This is a genomic window from Salinigranum marinum (assembly GCF_024228675.1).
In the GTDB taxonomy this organism is placed as follows: domain Archaea; phylum Halobacteriota; class Halobacteria; order Halobacteriales; family Haloferacaceae; genus Salinigranum; species Salinigranum marinum.
Genome location: NZ_CP100461.1, coordinates 3,498,082 through 3,512,475 on the forward strand (window position 1 = coordinate 3,498,082; position 14,394 = coordinate 3,512,475).

Sequence of the window (14,394 nt, forward strand, 5' to 3'; positions counted from 1 at the left end):
TATATCTTGCACGGGTCACTTACCACTTGATGGATAGGTCTCAATCGCCTGCGCTAATTCGTCCACCTGTATTGACCACACCAATCTGGAAAACGTCATCTGATAAGGATTTCAACAGAGCCAACGGCCTGTTCTCAGGTCTTGGTAGAGGGCAATATTTCGGCCCTCGGTCACACGCTACAAAACCCCCTCAGAGTGTACTCTATTCACCTCTTGATTACGACTGTCCTCTGTCAGAGGGTAGCAGACGCGATTCCCTGACGTTCGTTCACTTCTCCTCGGAAATGTATGGATAGAAAGCTGGCCTCGGCACTCATAGGGTTCGTCACCACCGGGTGCCACCCCGGTTCGGGGCGAGTGCATCGTCATCGGCCACTCGTACCTCCGACGTACAGCCTCAAACCGGTTCCGCGTCGTCGGTCCGGACGGCTCGGAGACGACGCAGCTGTGGGTCCTCCCGGTCTCGGCCGGTCTCTCAGATCGCAGACCGGCCCGACGGAGCCAGCGCGCCGAGTGCGACTCGTCGGCGCTCATCGGCGTCGTCCGACGGGAAGGCGGCGTCGACGGTTTCGATTCTGACGATGGCGTCGAAGCCTTGCTCGTCTCTGATCGTGGTCCGGAGTCCCTCTGCCAGCCCCTCCGGCGGGAGGCCGTCGCGTGTATCGACGACGACGGTCACCTCGACCATCTGGTTGAACAGTACCGATCTGAGCGGCGAGACGTCCACGTCCGCCTCGACGAGCCGTGCGCCGCGGTACTCCTCGTCGGCGAGGGTGCGCTCGACCTCCTCGTGCAGGTTCGACTCGAACTCCGCGTCGACGAGCGAGAGCGCGCTGGTGAGGACGAGCACGAGGCTCAACAGCACGAGGGAGACGGCGATGACGCCGACGAGTCTGATCGTCGTCTTCCGTGCCGTTCCCACCCGGTCTGCGACGACCGGGCGGTAGCCACTGACCCACAGGAGCCCGAGCGCGACGAGGTTCACGGCGAGGACGTTCACGAGCAGGAGCGTCCCGGCCTCGAACACCGCGAGCGGCTCGTTCCACGCGACCCCGATGCCGACCGTAGCCGCCGGCGGGACGAGCGCCACGGCGATCATCGCGCCGACGAGCACCGACGACACGCCCCGGGTGAGGCTGAAGACGGCGGCGACGCCGGCCCCGATGGCGAGGACGAGCGAGAGCACGTTCGGCGCGAGTCGCTCTTGCACCTGCGGGACGCTCAGTGGGTCGAACCCGGGCGGGACGAGGAGCGTCTCCTTGAGGAGCACCGAAAAGGCGAGTGCGCTCACGATGGCGAGCGCCACGCCGAACAGCTGCAAGCCGACGCCCCGCCGGAACAGTTTCGGTTCGTACAGGACGCTCCCGACGGCGGCGGAGATCGCGGGTCCCATGACGGGTGCGATGATCATCGCGCCGATGATGACGGCCGCGGAGTTCGACAGGAGGCCCGTCGTCGCGACGACGGCGCTCACGATCGTCATCACGACGAACGTCGAGAGCGCGGGGGCCATCTCCTCGGCCCGCGCGATGAGCTCCGGACGGGAGAGCGCGAGGGCCGTGTAGTTCGTCCGGAGGCGCTCGAAGTTCTTCGAGACGACCGTCTCCGCGGAGAGCACGACGGTGAAGCCGTCTTCTTCGACGCCCGCGTCACGGAGTCGGCTCAACACCGGCTCCACCGCGCTCGTCGGCAGCGGAAACGAGACGTGTGCCTCGTACTCCGCTCTGCCGACCTCTTCACTGAGTGCGTAGTCGATCCCCGCCTCGTCCAACGCGTGGAGGACCGCTTCACGACGTCCGCGCGGAATAAGCACCTGTACTAGACGCATCTTCCACAGTATTACAACTCGATGACATATGAACCAACCGCCCACGGCGGCCGGTCGTGGCCGCACGGCCCGGGCACCGATCCGCAACCGAGCCTCCCGGGTGCCCGCGACTTCGACGACCGGCGACCGGGTGGGGCGCGTCCATCCGTTCGCGTCCGTCCGCGTCCGTCGACGACCGTCCGTCCCTACTCAGCTCCCGTCCGGACCGTCTACCGGCACCGTCCGCGGCTCGCTCCCGACGAGCCAGAGGATGTAGTGCTGGTCGGCGTCGCTCGGGTTCACGTCGCGGTGGACGACGGCCGGCGAGAGGTGGAACCACTCGCCCGTCCCGACGAGTTCCCGCTCGCTCGGTCCAATCCCCCACTGCATGTACCCCTCGCCCGCGGCGACGTAGCCGAAGACGTGGTTGTCGCCGTGGTGGTGCCAACTCGACTCGACTCGACCGCGCCGGCGGCGTGACCCCGCACCTGCTGGACCGGACTGTCGGGGAAGGGGGTCAGCCGGGTGACGTTCTGCAGTGTTCCCGCCGAGGAGAGGTCGTCGTCGCCGGCGACGCGCGGCCGCACTGACGGTCGTCTCCGGGGACGAGCCGCGTCGACGACGAGCGGCCCCTCGCCGGCGAACCCGACGAGCGCGGCCTGCGCGTCGTCGGTCGCGACCTCGCGGTGGACCACTCCCGGAGGGACGACGAAGAACTCCCCCGGGCCAACGTCGACGGACTCCCCGGGGTCGGGACCGAACTCGATCCGTCCGCGTCCGTCGAGGACGACGCCGTAGGCGGTCCGTTCGCCGTGGTGGTGCCACGACGACGTCCCGGCGAGCCGGGTCCGACAGAGCGCGAAGCCGTCGCTCTCGACCACGGTCTCGACCGTCGGCCGCGAGGTTCCCGCGACCGCGCGCACGTCCGCTGGTCCGATCACCACCACGTCGGAGTTCCCGGTCATCGCCACCTTTCTACGCGCCGGATCGGCATAACCGTCGCTCCGGTGTCGTCAGAACGACTGCCCGGTCGGGGTCGCGTCGGGGAGGTGTCGTTACTCGCGGTCGTCGTCGCTGTCGCCGTCGCCGTTACCGTTGATGTTCACCGTCAGGACGGGGACGGGGGCGTCGGCGACGACCCGTGCCGAGACGCTCCCGACCATGTTCTGTCGGTAGTTCGAGCCGTGGGTTCCCATGGTGACGATGTCGATCCCGGCCTCCTCGACGTAGGCGATGATCTCTTCCGCGGGGCTCCCGCGACGGAGGACGGCCGTGGTCTCGACGTCGCCCGCCGCGAGTCGGTTGAGCGCGGCGGCGGTCGCCTCGTCGCCCTCGCCTTCGAGTTCGCCGACCACGTCGTCGACGAGGTCGGGCGCGAGCGTCAGGAAGGCGCGGTCGTCGACCACGTAGAGGACGTGGACCGTCGCGTCGTGGCGTCGGGCGAGATCGAGCGTGTGGGCGTAGACGTCGTCCATCGACTCGGTCCCGTCCGTCGGAAGCAGGATATCGTCGTACATCGGGCTCGTTCGGAGAGAGTACGTCACGGGGCAAGAACGCTGTCATCCGTTCTCACCGCCCGGGAAGCGCCCGGGGGAGCACCTATGTCGCTCGACTCCGTCGGAGGAGACGATGGCTCTGCCACGACGCACCGACGCGGAGCTCAGACGGGCGTTTACGGGGCTCGTCGTCGAGAGCCTCGCCGTCCGCCAGGACGTCGCTCGCGGGACGGTTCGGTGTGCGGCGTGTGCCAGCGCCGGTGACGACGCCGACCTCGGTGTCGGCGATATTGCCGTGGTCATGCTCCGGAACTACGAGGGGTTCACCTGGGAGATCCAGGACGTCCTCTGCACCGAACACCGCGTCGAACGCGTCGCCGACGCCGTCGGGATCGACGCCGACGACCAGGCGATCGTCTCGAGCGTGCTCGAAGCCGCCGGCTACCACTCGCCCGACGGCACCTACCACCCCGAGGCACTCACGCTCGGCGACGTCACCGTCCTCGACTACAGCTCCGCCGAAGAGGGGTACGCCGCGTCCGAGCGCGACGACTCGCGACCCGACGCGAACCCGGGCGCGGACGGGGACGGACGCTGATCCGCCGCCCCCGCGGCGTCGTCCCGGCCCACGTCTTTGGACGTGCCCGGGCCCGCCCGACCCACGTCTTTGTACGTGTCCGGCTCCTCTGTCGACACGATGACCCAGCCAGCGCGCTCGCCCACGGGAACGGCCGACATCGTGCTCTACGGCGGCAAGGGTGGCGTCGGGAAGACGACCTGCGCGGCGGCGCACGCGCTCGCCCTCGCCGACGACGGGGAGACGCTCGTCGTCTCGACCGACCCGGCCCACTCGCTCGGTGACTCTTTCGAGCGCGACCTCGGCGGCGACCCCACCGAGGTCGCCGCCGGTCTCTCCGCCGTCGAGGTCGACGCCGAGACCGGCCAGGCGGCGTACCGGCGCGTCGTGGAGGCGCTCGCCGCCGAGTTCCGCGACGCCGGGCTTCGCCTCTCCGACGAGGACCTCGAACGGCTCTTCGAGGCTGGCCTCATTCCCGGTGGTGACGAGGTCGCCGCGCTGGAGTACGTCGCGCGCTACGCCGACGCCGGCTACGACCACGTCGTCTTCGACACCGCGCCCACCGGCCACACCCTCCGACTCCTCGACCTGCCGGACGTCCTGGCCGAGACGCTCGGCGTCGCCGGCGACGTCCAGCGGCGCGTCCGACGCGCCGGGCGCGCCGCGAAGAGCATGGTGCTCGGTCCGGCGGCGTACTGGGGGACGACGGCTGACACCGACGAGATCACCTCGTTGCAGGCGCGCATCGCCGGGGTCGGATCGCTCCTCCGGGACCCCGCCCGAACGAGCTTCAGGGTGGTCCTCACGCCCGAACAGATGGCGATCGCCGAGGCCGAGCGGCTGGTCGCGCGGCTCTCGGAGGCCGACATCGCCGTCGGGTCGCTCGTGGTGAACCGTGTCTTCGAGAACGAGGCGGCGTGCCCCTGTGACCGCTGTCGTCGCGACGCCGAGCGCCACGCGACCCGTCTCGGCGACGTCGGCGAGCGGTTCGATCTCCCCGTCCGTCGGGTTCCCGAACTGGAGGGCGAGGCGCAGGGGCTCGACGCGCTCGAACGCGTCGGCTCGTTCCTGGTCGACTGAGCCGTCGCGGGGCTCCGTGAGCCGCTGACGAGATCCACGGCGACACGCGGTCGGCCGCTGTTCCTCGCGCGCGCGCGACGCCTGGAGACACGAGGCTTATATCGGTCGCCACCAACACCTACACGTGTCTCTGACCGTCCGCATCGACCCACATGTCCACTCCAGCGCCTCGTACGACGGGCACGACCCCGTCGATCTCATCCTCGAGCAGGCGGCGGACATCGGCCTCGACGCGGTCGTCGTCACCGACCACGACGTGATGCACGCGTCGCTGACGGCCGCGGAGTTGGCCGCCGACTACGGACTCGTGGGCATCCCCGGGGTGGAGGTGTCGACCGCCCACGGTCACCTCCTCGCGCTCGGGATCGAGGAGCTCCCGCCCCGGCGCAGACCCCTCGACGAGACCGTCGACTGGGTCCGCCGACACGGCGGCGTCGCGATCGTCCCCCACCCGTTCCAGCGCTCCAGACACGGCGTTCCCAAGCGCGCGTTCACCGACGCCGACGCGGTCGAGGTGTACAATTCCTGGCTCTTCACGGGCTACAAGAACCGTCGCGCGCGTCGGTTCGCCGACAAACAGGGCTACCCCGGCGTCGCCGGGAGCGACGCCCACCACGTCGGGTTCGTCGGGCGTGCCTACACCGAGATCGAACTCGACGGGATCACCCGCGCGGAGCTCACTGCCGACCACGTCCTCGACGCGATCAGGAACGGCTCGACGCGCGTCGAGGGGCGACGAACACCCTTCCGGGTCAGCACCAAACACTACACGATCGCGGCCGGCCGCAAGAGCGGCTACTACGCCAAACAGGGCGCGCTCGTCAGCGGACGGACGGCCGCCCGGAGCGCGATCAGCGCCGCGCGACTCCTCTACCGACTGTCGCCGCTGTCCGGCTGATACCGTCGATTACCGTGGTCTCCGTTGCGTTCACCCGTCCGACATCACCCCGAGGCTTCATACCGGAAGCCGCGGCCATCGGCCGTGTGCGCTGAGCGCGTCCACGGCGCGGGACGCGGCGTGCGGCACGACGCGTCGTGGCGGGGTAGAGTGCCGCCAGTTTGCCAGACGGTGTCTCGATCCTTGATCGGCTCGTCGTCCCGGCGTCAGTCGTCCGACTAGGCCGACGCGACGAGTTCGTCGTACCGCGCGCCCGTCTGCTTCAGCGTGCCGGTCGAGTAGAGCCGTTCGTGCGCGAAGGGGAGGTGGTCGGCCGCGAGTTCGTCGATCTTCGCGTCGACCGCCTCGGGGTCGCGGCCGTGGATCATCGTGAAGAGGCTGTACGGCCACTCCTGCTCGGGACGGCGCGGTCGGTGGTAGCAGAGCGTCACGTACGGGAGGCTCCCGACGCTCGTACCGCGGTCGTCGAGGTCGGCGTCGGGCACGTCCCAGACCACCATGCAGTTGGCGTCGAAGCCGGTCACGATGTGGTTGACGACGCAGCCGATGCGCTTGATACAGCCGTCCGCCAGCAGTCGCTCGACCGCCGCGAGCACCTCGTCGACGGGGGCGTCGATCGCCCGTGCGACGTCGCGGTACGGCGTCTCCGTGAGCGGGAAGCCGTCCTGGATCTCGACGAGAAGCGCCGCCTCCAGCGAGGAGAGGTTCCCCGTCGCGTCCTCGGAGATGCGGGTGGCAGACACGTCGGTCTCGGCGAGCGACTCCCGCGCGAACCGGTCGTCGTTCACCACGGGGAATTCGAGGTCGATGTAGTAGTCGGTCAGCATCGGCAGGACGAGCACCTCACAGCCCGTCCGATGTTCGATCTCGGCGAGGATCCCGTCCCGTTTCGCCCGCGAGCCGGCGGTGACGACGAACCACATGTTCCACGCGTGGTCGCGGCGGTAGTTGTGATTCACCTGCCGGTACCCGTTTACGATCTCGGCCACGTCGTCGAAGCGCTCTTCGGGTGCCTGGACCGCCGCGAGCGTCGACGATCCGATGACGGGTGGGTTGAGGACGGCACCGAACCGACGAAAGACGCCGCGTTCACGGAGGTTCCGAACCCGGTCGAGCGCCTCGGCTTCGCTCACGCCGAGGGCCGCTCCGACGCTCCGGAACGGGCGTTCCACCACGGGGAACCCGCTCTGGTACTCGTCGATGAGGGTCCCGTCGACCTCGTCGAGGCCCGTCCGCCAGTCGTCGTCCAGTGCGCTCATTGTCGGCGCTTAGGAGTCACCACGCCTATCCCTTTCGCTCCGACGGTCGGCGGTGCGCCGTCCCGTTCACGTCGCCGGATACGACCGTCCGTTCGGGCACCCCGAACCCATTCACTTTAGTATCGTGGAACACAGTCACACACGAGACTGATGCTCGATTCGATATGGTCTGCCCTCCGCCGGATGGCGACATCCTACGTACTGTTCGTCGTGATCGGCGTCGTGGTCGGACTCACGGTAGCCCCGCTGGCGTACAACGCGGCTACGGCGTCCGGGGGGACGGTCGCCGTCGTTCCGATCGACGGCGGCATCGACGGCAACACCGCGACCGCGTACACCGACATGATGCAGCAGGTCCGGCAGAGCTCCGACATCAAGGCAGTCGTCCTCGTCTCCAACAGCGGCGGCGGCTCGGCCGCCGCGTCGGAGACGATGTACCTCCAGACGAAGCGAACGGCCCAAGAGGTCCCCGTCGTCGCGAGCATCGATGCGAGCTCCGCATCCGGCGCGTACTACACCATCGCCCCCGCCGACACGATCTACGCCAAGCCGGCCTCCGTCGTCGGGAGCGTCGGCGTCCTCGGCACCCTCCCGCAGGACCTCGAACCGAACGAGATCGTCGGGACGACCGGCCCGAACAAGCTCTCCGGTGGGGATTCCCGGGAGTTTTACTCCATCCTCGAATCGCTCAGGAGAGCGTTCGTCGGTGCCGTCGTCGAGAGCCGTGGCGACCGGCTCCAGCTGACGGCGGCAGAGCTGACGCAGGCGCAGATCTACTCCGGCTCCCAGGCGGTGCAGAACGGCCTCGCCGACCGGATCGGTGATCGCCAGGCGGCGATCGAACGCGCGGCCGAGGTGGCCAACCTCGAATCGTACCGGGTCCGGACCCTCCGCCCGACCGACCAGGTGGTCCGCTTCGTCTCGCGCAACAACTACCTCGCGTCGGACGCGCCGAACAAGGAGATGGTCGACTTCGAGTACTTCGCCGGTCGCCCCGGGACGGGTCCGACGTTCCTCATGATGCCCGGCTCGTACGTCAGCACCGAGTGGAAACTCGACGCGGCTGCGGCGACGAACGCTGCCGCGGACGGCGGCGTATCCGGCTCGGGGAGCGCGATAGGGGCGTACGAACGGCCACCGATCCGAGCGGCGGCCGCGGGAGGCCGATCGTGACCCCGCGTGACGTCGGCGTGGCGCTCGCGAAACGGCTCGCCGTCGCGGCGATCGTCGTCGTCGTCATCCTCGCGGCGGCGTTCGCGATCCCGGCGGCGACGAACGCCCCGACGGAGTCCGAGCCGCTGTCGACGCCCGAGTACGACGCCGAAACGCTGGCGACCACGCCGGTCCCCGCCCAGGGTGAGATCGACGCGGACAGGAGTGCCGGCAACCGCGCCGGGGTCGTCGTCATCGACGAGAGCCACTCGAACCGGTTCGGCCGGGCCGACATCGCCCCGCTCGTCAGGGAGCTGACGTCGATCGGCTACGGCGTCCGGTTCTACGACGGCGACCAGACGCTCGACCAGGAGCTGTCGAACGCCAACGCGTTCCTCGTCATCGACCCCGGACAGGAGTTCACGCGCGACGAGATCGACGACGTCCGGCAGTTCACGAGCGGGGGCGGACACCTGTTGATGGTGGGCGAGCCGAACCGCAAGAGCATCTCGGCGAGCCTCTTCGGTACCTCGATCACGGAGCGCGAGAGCGCGCTCACGACGCTCGCGGCGCGGTACGACATGAGCCTCGGAACCGCGTACCTCTACAACCTCGAGACGAACGGCGGCAACTACAAGCACGTCGTCGCGCGGCCGACGAGCGCGTCGGAGCTCGACTTCGACGGCGTCACCATGTTTACGGCGGCGTCGGTCAACTCGCGCCGGGGAACGGTCCTGCTCCGGGCGGCCCCCAACACGCACAAAGCGGGGCTCGACGACGGCGGCCGCCACCCCGTCGCCATCCACAAGGAACAGGACAACGTGATCCTCCTCGGAGACAGTTCGTTCCTCCGGGCCGATCGGTTCAACGTCGGCGACAACGAGCAGTTCGCCGCGTTCCTCGTCGAGTTCCTCATCAGCGGCAACAGCAGCGGTTCGATCGACGGAGGCGACGACGAGACGACGGACGGCGAGGACGGCGAGTCGACCGACACGCCGAACGAGACCGACCAGGCCGGCGACGGTTCGGGACAGAACAACACGACCACGACGCCGCCACCGCTCACACCGGCCGCCGACAGCCTCACGCCGCCGGCCGACTGGGCACCGGGATCCGTCGCGAGCGCGGCGACGGCCGAAGCCGTCCCGTCGGCGTCGAGTGCCCGTCCGGTCGAGCCGGCCGCGCGTCCCGGTTGATCGATCGAAGGCTCCACAGGTCGATCCGTAGACGAACCCCTTTTGCCGCACGCGCCCGAACGCGCGAGTATGGCACAAGCTCCAGAACACGAGCGCGAGTTCGGCGTGTGGCCGCTCAAACGGCTGATGACGGAAGTCGTTGGCTCGGGCGTCAAGTCGGCCGAGGACATGAGCCGCGAGCAGGCGACCGAAGCGATGCGGCGGATACTCGCGGGCGAGCCGGACCCCACTACGCTGGGTGCGTTCTGGCTGGCGAACCGCTGGAAGCACAACAACAGCGAGGAGCTCGCGGCGTACACCGACGTGATGTGCGAGGGCGTCGAGTACGCCGCTCCTCGGGCGAATCCGGTCGACTGCGGCGCGAACTACGACGGCAAGGGCGAGACCGCTATCTTAGGAGTCGCCGCGGGACTGGTCGCCGCCGCCGCGGGGACGCCCGTCGTCGTCCACTCCGGCGACCGCGTCCCGACGCAGAAACAGGACGCCTACAAGCACGTCCTCGACGCGCTGGACGTTCGGACCGAACTCTCCCCCGCCGAGTCCGCGGACATGGTCGACGAGACCGGCTTCGGCTTCTACTACCAGCCGGCGTTCAACCCCGCGATCCACGACCTGTTCGACCGCCGCGACCAGATGGGTGTCAGGAGCTTCGTCAACACCATCGAGACGCTCGCCAACCCCGCCGAGGCGGACGTCCACCTCGGCTCCTTCTACCACCTGGCGTTCGCGAAGAAGGTCGTCGAGACGTTCGAGCGCTCGGAACACCACGACCTCTCGCGCGTCATCATGTTCCAGGGGATGGAGGGGTACGACGATATCCGCCCCGGCTACACGAAAGTCGCCGAGTGGACTGACGGCGACTTCACCGACTACGAGATCGAGACCGCCGAGTACGGCATGGACTTCGAGTACGACGACCTCGGCGTCGACCCCGATGACGTTGCCGGCGACTCCGCCCGGATCACCCGCGAGGTGCTCGCGGGCGAACGGAGCGGCGATTTCGCCGACGCGGTCGCGCTGAACGCCGCGTTCCGCATCTACGCTCGCGCGGACGTCGACACCCTCGACGCAGGACTCGACCGTGCTCGCGAGGTCATCGACGGCGGCGACGCCGCCGCGACCCTCGAAGAACTGCAGGCGTTCTGAGCGCATGGCCACCACGGCGGCGAGCGCGCGCGACCCAGAGGCCGGCCGGCCGAGGCTCGCCGCCGAACTCCGCGCGGTCGTCGACCGGTTCTGGGGGCGGCTGACCCGAACGCTCGCCGCGCCCCCGTCCGACCCGGACCCGGAACTCACGGCGCTGCTCGCGGCACCCTTTTCGAGCGTAGACGACGTGTACGACCGCCTCTCGGCGGCCGAGACGCATCTCCGCAACGACGGGGACCGCCGGGCGGTGTTCCTCACGGTGTACACCGCGATGACAGAGCGCGTCCGGGCGGGAATCGAGGGCCGAGACCGGGGCCGGCGGTTCGAAGACTCCGACTGGACGCGGCGGTATCTCGTCGCCTTCGCCGAGCGGTACCGACGCGCGATCGTCGACTTCGAGCGCGGCCGGTCGGTCCCGCCGGCCTGGCGGGTCGCCTTCGGTGCCTCGCTGGGCGGCGAGACGCTCGTCCTCCAGGACGCACTGCTCGGGATCAACGCCCACATCGTCCACGACCTGGCGTTCGCGCTTGACGACGTGGGGATCGGCGACGGGGCCGAGCGGGAACGCAGACACGCCGACCACCTGGCGATCAACGAGGTACTCTCGGGGCTGGCCGACGTCGTCCAGACCACGCTCGCGTCGGTGTACGAGGCGGCCGGCCTGCGCGAGGTGGACGAACTGTTCGGCCGACTCGACGAGACGGCGACGCTGCACGGCCTCCGCGCGGCCCGCGCGTTCGCGTGGGACAACGCGGTCCTCCTCGCCGACCGTCCGCGTCTCGCGCCGGTCGTCCGGTGGCGCGTCAGGACCGTCGCTGCGGGGTCGGCGTACGCGCTCCTCTCACCCGGCGTCGGTTCGCCCCTGCTCGACCGCCTCCGCGCGGCCGAGCGCGGCGAACCGATGCTCGCGGCCGTCTCGGGCGCGGTCCACGGCGACGAGAGCGGCCGCGGGCGAGCCGACGGGACCGGGCGGCGGCCGTAGCTGCCCCACCTCACCGGAGGGTCGGTTTCGACCATCGTCGCCTGCCCGAGTGGTTCTCTCGTCTGCTCGCTCGGCCTCGGTCGTTCAGTTCGTTCAGTCCGTTCGCCCGGCCTCGCCCGTCCCGTCAGCGCCGTCCGTGTCGGCGCCGTCGTTGAGCGGGAGCGCGATGCCGACGAGCTTCTGGCCGGCGGAGACGGTCGCGTTGCGGGTGATCGAGTAGAGCAGCCCGTCGTGCGTCGCCTCGACGCGCTGTTTCTCCTCGTAGCTCGTCGGATCGGTGACGTAGCCGAGATGGTCGCCCGCCTCGACCGCGCGACCGAGCGCGGCGTCGGACGCGGGCCTGAACAGCCCCGACGCGGTGGCTGTGACGCGACCGAGGTGGTTCCGAACGGTTCGCTGGCCTGCCGGCGCGTCGGGCTCGCCGGGGAGGACGCCGACGTGGGAGAGCACGTTGAACACGCCGCGGACACCGGTCTCGATCGCGGAGTCGACCAGCTGTTTGTTGTGCGCGAGCTCCGGCGTGATGGCGGGGATCCCCGCCGCGGAGGCCGCAACGCGGAACTTCCCGTCGAAGCCGCGGTCGGCCCACTCGTCCTCGGCGTCCTCGCCGGCGGCCTCCGCGAGACAGACGTCGGTCCCGAACGCCAGCGCGAGCTCGCGCGAGGCGTCGTCGCCGCGGCGGTAGACCGTGTGCGTGAGCATCCCCGGACTCCCGGTGTGGAGGTCGACGACGACGTCGGCCGTCGAGGCGTCAGCCCAGAGCCGAGCGGCCATCCGCTGGTGGATGCTCCCGTCGGGGTCGCCGGGCCACGCTCTGTTCATGTTCGGGTTCTTCGCGTCGATCTCCGGCGGCGTGGTGTACGACGAGTGGTCGAACGAGATCGGGTCGGCGACCGGCACCGCGATCAGGGTTCCGTCGAGTTCGCGTTCGCGTCGCATCAGTTCGTGGTGGACCCGACGGAGCACCTCCGTCCCGTTCACCTCGTGGCCGTGCTGAGCGGCCTGGACGTACACCGTCGGCTCACCCGAGCCGTACGTGTGGACGGTGGTCTCGACGGTCGTTCCCGACGGGAGACGAGCGAGCGTCCGCCGCTCGGCAGTGTGCATACCCGGAAGTCGTGCTGGGCTATCTTGGGGCTTCGGGCGGGGAATCGAGGGGTGTGATCACCGATGACGCTTCGGGCCTGCCCCCCGTCGACGACCAGGTGTGAGCGAGTGGGCGCGCGAGGAGAGCGCGGCGCTTCGCGCCGCGACAAGGCGAACGGCGGGGCCGTGAGCCCTGCGAACGACCGACGGGAGTGAGAGCCCGAAATCGGCTATGATGGTCGTAGGCTCACCGCTCTGGCGACCTCTCTCGTTTGCCCGCCACAACGCCTTCGACGGTCCCCTCACCCCGTCCGGCGCGCACGCCGTCTCACGATCCGTCGCGCGAGGCTCAGACCGCGAGGACGGCAGGGTTTTCACGCCGGCCGCCATCGACCCGTGTATGAGTGACCTGACGGCGACGCTGCACACGACGAAAGGCGACATCACGGTCGAACTCTACCCCGAGAAGGTGCCGAACACGGTCGAGAACTTCGTCGGTCTCGCCACCGGTGACCAAGAGTGGGAGGACCCCGAGACGGGCGAGACACGCACCGATCCGCTGTACGAGGACGTACTCTTTCACCGAATCATAGACGACTTCATGATCCAGGGTGGCGACCCGACGGGAACCGGTCGGGGCGGCCCCGGCTACTCGTTCGACGACGAGTTCCACGACGACCTCAGCCACGACGGCCCGGGCGTGCTCTCGATGGCGAACAGCGGACCGAACACCAACGGTTCGCAGTTCTTCATCACGCTCGACGCGACCCCGCACCTCGACGGTCGCCACGCCGTCTTCGGGCGCGTGATCGACGGCATGGACGTCGTCGAGGAGATCGGCTCCGTGCGGACCGACCGCGACGACAAGCCGCACGAGGACGTCCTCCTCGAATCCGTCGACGTCGATCGCTAAGCCGCCGCATCCGTCGACGCCGACGATTAGCTCTCCGAACCCGCGGCGGGCCACGAGAACCAGTAGTTATGGCGATCGGGACGTTTCAGAGCGTATGAACCCGACGCGACGCCACGCCCTCCGGACCGCCGCGCTGTTGACCGCAAGCGTTATCACCGGCTGTACGTCCTCGTCGACGACGCAGACACGGACGCGAACACGGACGCCGACGGGGTCACCGCCGGCCGCAGAGAACGCCACCGCGGCGGCGGGCATGGACGGTCACCCCTCGGCACGGCGGGCGACGCTGCACACGACGAAGGGCGACATCACGGTCGAACTCTACTCCGAGAAGGTTCCGAAGACGGTCGCCAACTTCGTCGGCCTCGCCACCGGACAAAGGGAGTGGGAGGACCCCGAAACGGGCGAGACGCGCACGGACCCGCTGTACGAGGACGTACCCTTCCACCGGGTCATCGACGACTTCATGATCCAGACCGGCGATCCGACGGGGACCGGCCGCGGCGGCCCCGGCTACACGTTCGCCGACGAGTTCCACGACGACCTCCGCCACGACGGCCCCGGCGTGCTCTCGATGGCGAACCGCGGCCCCGACACCAACGGCTCGCAGTTCTTCATCACGCTCGCCGCCCAGCCGCATCTCGACGGGAGACACGCGGTCTTCGGGCGCGTGACCGACGGGATGGACGTCGTCAGGGAGATCGGCTCCGTCCCGACCGACGGGGCCGACAGACCCCGCGAGGAGGTCCGTCTCGCATCCGTCGACGTGGCCAGCGGTGACCGCTGACCGCCGCTTGGGCGA

At 69.3% G+C, this 14,394-nt stretch carries 14 protein-coding genes; 9 read left to right on the forward strand and 5 right to left on the reverse strand.

Going from position 1 to position 14,394, the window contains the following annotated elements:
- Window positions 1-475: 475 nt before the first annotated feature.
- The 3 genes from NKJ07_RS17430 to NKJ07_RS17440 form a co-directional block, all read right to left on the reverse strand.
- Window positions 476-1,813: a TIGR00341 family protein gene (locus tag NKJ07_RS17430; protein WP_318568061.1), complete on the reverse strand. Its 1,338-nt coding sequence runs from the start codon at window positions 1,811-1,813 to the stop codon at window positions 476-478.
- Between the two features lie 293 nt (window positions 1,814-2,106).
- Window positions 2,107-2,772, reverse strand: a complete 666-nt coding sequence (locus tag NKJ07_RS17435; protein ID WP_318568062.1) for a cupin domain-containing protein — start codon at window positions 2,770-2,772, stop codon at window positions 2,107-2,109.
- A 90-nt stretch (window positions 2,773-2,862) separates the two neighbouring features.
- Window positions 2,863-3,324, reverse strand: a complete 462-nt coding sequence (locus NKJ07_RS17440) for a universal stress protein (RefSeq protein WP_318568063.1) — start codon at window positions 3,322-3,324, stop codon at window positions 2,863-2,865.
- Between the two features lie 112 nt (window positions 3,325-3,436).
- On the opposite strand from NKJ07_RS17440, the gene NKJ07_RS17445 reads away from it, so the two are divergent.
- From NKJ07_RS17445 to NKJ07_RS17455, 3 genes are all read left to right on the forward strand, one after another.
- Entirely contained in the window at window positions 3,437-3,901 is a 465-nt protein-coding gene (locus NKJ07_RS17445) for a hypothetical protein (protein ID WP_318568064.1), read from the forward strand.
- 99 nt (window positions 3,902-4,000) lie between these two features.
- Window positions 4,001-4,960, forward strand: coding sequence for an ArsA family ATPase (locus NKJ07_RS17450; protein ID WP_318568065.1), 960 nt, complete (start codon window positions 4,001-4,003; stop codon window positions 4,958-4,960).
- Window positions 4,961-5,084: 124 nt separating this feature from the next.
- Window positions 5,085-5,858 carry a PHP domain-containing protein gene (locus NKJ07_RS17455; protein WP_318568066.1) on the forward strand — a complete coding sequence of 258 codons (774 nt, stop codon included), beginning with the start codon at window positions 5,085-5,087 and terminating at the stop codon, window positions 5,856-5,858.
- A 218-nt stretch (window positions 5,859-6,076) separates the two neighbouring features.
- Here NKJ07_RS17455 and ahbB read toward each other — a convergent pair whose 3' ends face one another.
- Window positions 6,077-7,117, reverse strand: coding sequence for a siroheme decarboxylase subunit beta (gene ahbB, locus NKJ07_RS17460; RefSeq protein WP_318568067.1), 1,041 nt, complete (start codon window positions 7,115-7,117; stop codon window positions 6,077-6,079).
- Between the two features lie 183 nt (window positions 7,118-7,300).
- Here ahbB and NKJ07_RS17465 point away from each other — a divergent pair, with 183 nt between their 5' ends.
- The 4 genes from NKJ07_RS17465 to NKJ07_RS17480 all read left to right on the forward strand — a co-directional run bounded on the left by NKJ07_RS17465 (window position 7,301) and on the right by NKJ07_RS17480 (window position 11,593).
- Entirely contained in the window at window positions 7,301-8,290 is a 990-nt protein-coding gene (locus tag NKJ07_RS17465; protein ID WP_318568068.1) for a S49 family peptidase, read from the forward strand.
- A complete protein-coding gene (locus NKJ07_RS17470; RefSeq protein WP_318568069.1) occupies window positions 8,287-9,465 on the forward strand; it encodes a DUF4350 domain-containing protein in 1,179 nt (392 codons plus the stop codon). Before NKJ07_RS17465 ends, NKJ07_RS17470 begins: the two co-directional genes overlap by 4 nt.
- Before the next feature lie 69 nt (window positions 9,466-9,534).
- A complete protein-coding gene (locus tag NKJ07_RS17475; protein WP_318568070.1) occupies window positions 9,535-10,611 on the forward strand; it encodes an anthranilate phosphoribosyltransferase in 1,077 nt (358 codons plus the stop codon).
- Window positions 10,612-10,615: 4 nt separating this feature from the next.
- Window positions 10,616-11,593 carry a DUF5995 family protein gene (locus tag NKJ07_RS17480; RefSeq protein ID WP_318568071.1) on the forward strand — a complete coding sequence of 326 codons (978 nt, stop codon included), beginning with the start codon at window positions 10,616-10,618 and terminating at the stop codon, window positions 11,591-11,593.
- A 93-nt stretch (window positions 11,594-11,686) separates the two neighbouring features.
- On the opposite strand, the gene NKJ07_RS17485 is transcribed toward NKJ07_RS17480, so the two are convergent.
- Window positions 11,687-12,700 carry a succinylglutamate desuccinylase/aspartoacylase family protein gene (locus NKJ07_RS17485; protein ID WP_318568072.1) on the reverse strand — a complete coding sequence of 338 codons (1,014 nt, stop codon included), beginning with the start codon at window positions 12,698-12,700 and terminating at the stop codon, window positions 11,687-11,689.
- Between the two features lie 379 nt (window positions 12,701-13,079).
- Between NKJ07_RS17485 and NKJ07_RS17490 the strand changes: the two genes are divergently transcribed.
- Both NKJ07_RS17490 and NKJ07_RS17495 read left to right on the forward strand, forming a co-directional pair.
- Window positions 13,080-13,592, forward strand: a complete 513-nt coding sequence (locus tag NKJ07_RS17490; RefSeq protein ID WP_318568073.1) for a peptidylprolyl isomerase — start codon at window positions 13,080-13,082, stop codon at window positions 13,590-13,592.
- A gap of 253 nt (window positions 13,593-13,845) precedes the next feature.
- Entirely contained in the window at window positions 13,846-14,379 is a 534-nt protein-coding gene (locus NKJ07_RS17495; RefSeq protein ID WP_318570483.1) for a peptidylprolyl isomerase, read from the forward strand.
- Window positions 14,380-14,394 lie beyond the last annotated feature (15 nt).

Excerpts from the sequence above, each read along its gene's own strand:
- NKJ07_RS17440 (WP_318568063.1), bottom strand. The coding sequence starts at position 3,324 with ATGTACGACGATATCCTGCTTCCGACGGACGGGACCGAGTCGATGGAC.
- NKJ07_RS17490 (WP_318568073.1), top strand. The coding sequence starts at position 13,080 with ATGAGTGACCTGACGGCGACGCTGCACACGACGAAAGGCGACATCACG.
- NKJ07_RS17445 (WP_318568064.1), top strand. The coding sequence starts at position 3,437 with ATGGCTCTGCCACGACGCACCGACGCGGAGCTCAGACGGGCGTTTACG.
- NKJ07_RS17475 (WP_318568070.1), top strand. The coding sequence starts at position 9,535 with ATGGCACAAGCTCCAGAACACGAGCGCGAGTTCGGCGTGTGGCCGCTC.
- NKJ07_RS17485 (WP_318568072.1), bottom strand. The coding sequence starts at position 12,700 with ATGCACACTGCCGAGCGGCGGACGCTCGCTCGTCTCCCGTCGGGAACG.
- NKJ07_RS17480 (WP_318568071.1), top strand. The coding sequence starts at position 10,616 with ATGGCCACCACGGCGGCGAGCGCGCGCGACCCAGAGGCCGGCCGGCCG.
- NKJ07_RS17450 (WP_318568065.1), top strand. The coding sequence starts at position 4,001 with ATGACCCAGCCAGCGCGCTCGCCCACGGGAACGGCCGACATCGTGCTC.
- NKJ07_RS17495 (WP_318570483.1), top strand. The coding sequence starts at position 13,846 with ATGGACGGTCACCCCTCGGCACGGCGGGCGACGCTGCACACGACGAAG.
- ahbB (WP_318568067.1), bottom strand. The coding sequence starts at position 7,117 with ATGAGCGCACTGGACGACGACTGGCGGACGGGCCTCGACGAGGTCGAC.
- NKJ07_RS17435 (WP_318568062.1), bottom strand. The coding sequence starts at position 2,772 with ATGACCGGGAACTCCGACGTGGTGGTGATCGGACCAGCGGACGTGCGC.
- NKJ07_RS17465 (WP_318568068.1), top strand. The coding sequence starts at position 7,301 with ATGGCGACATCCTACGTACTGTTCGTCGTGATCGGCGTCGTGGTCGGA.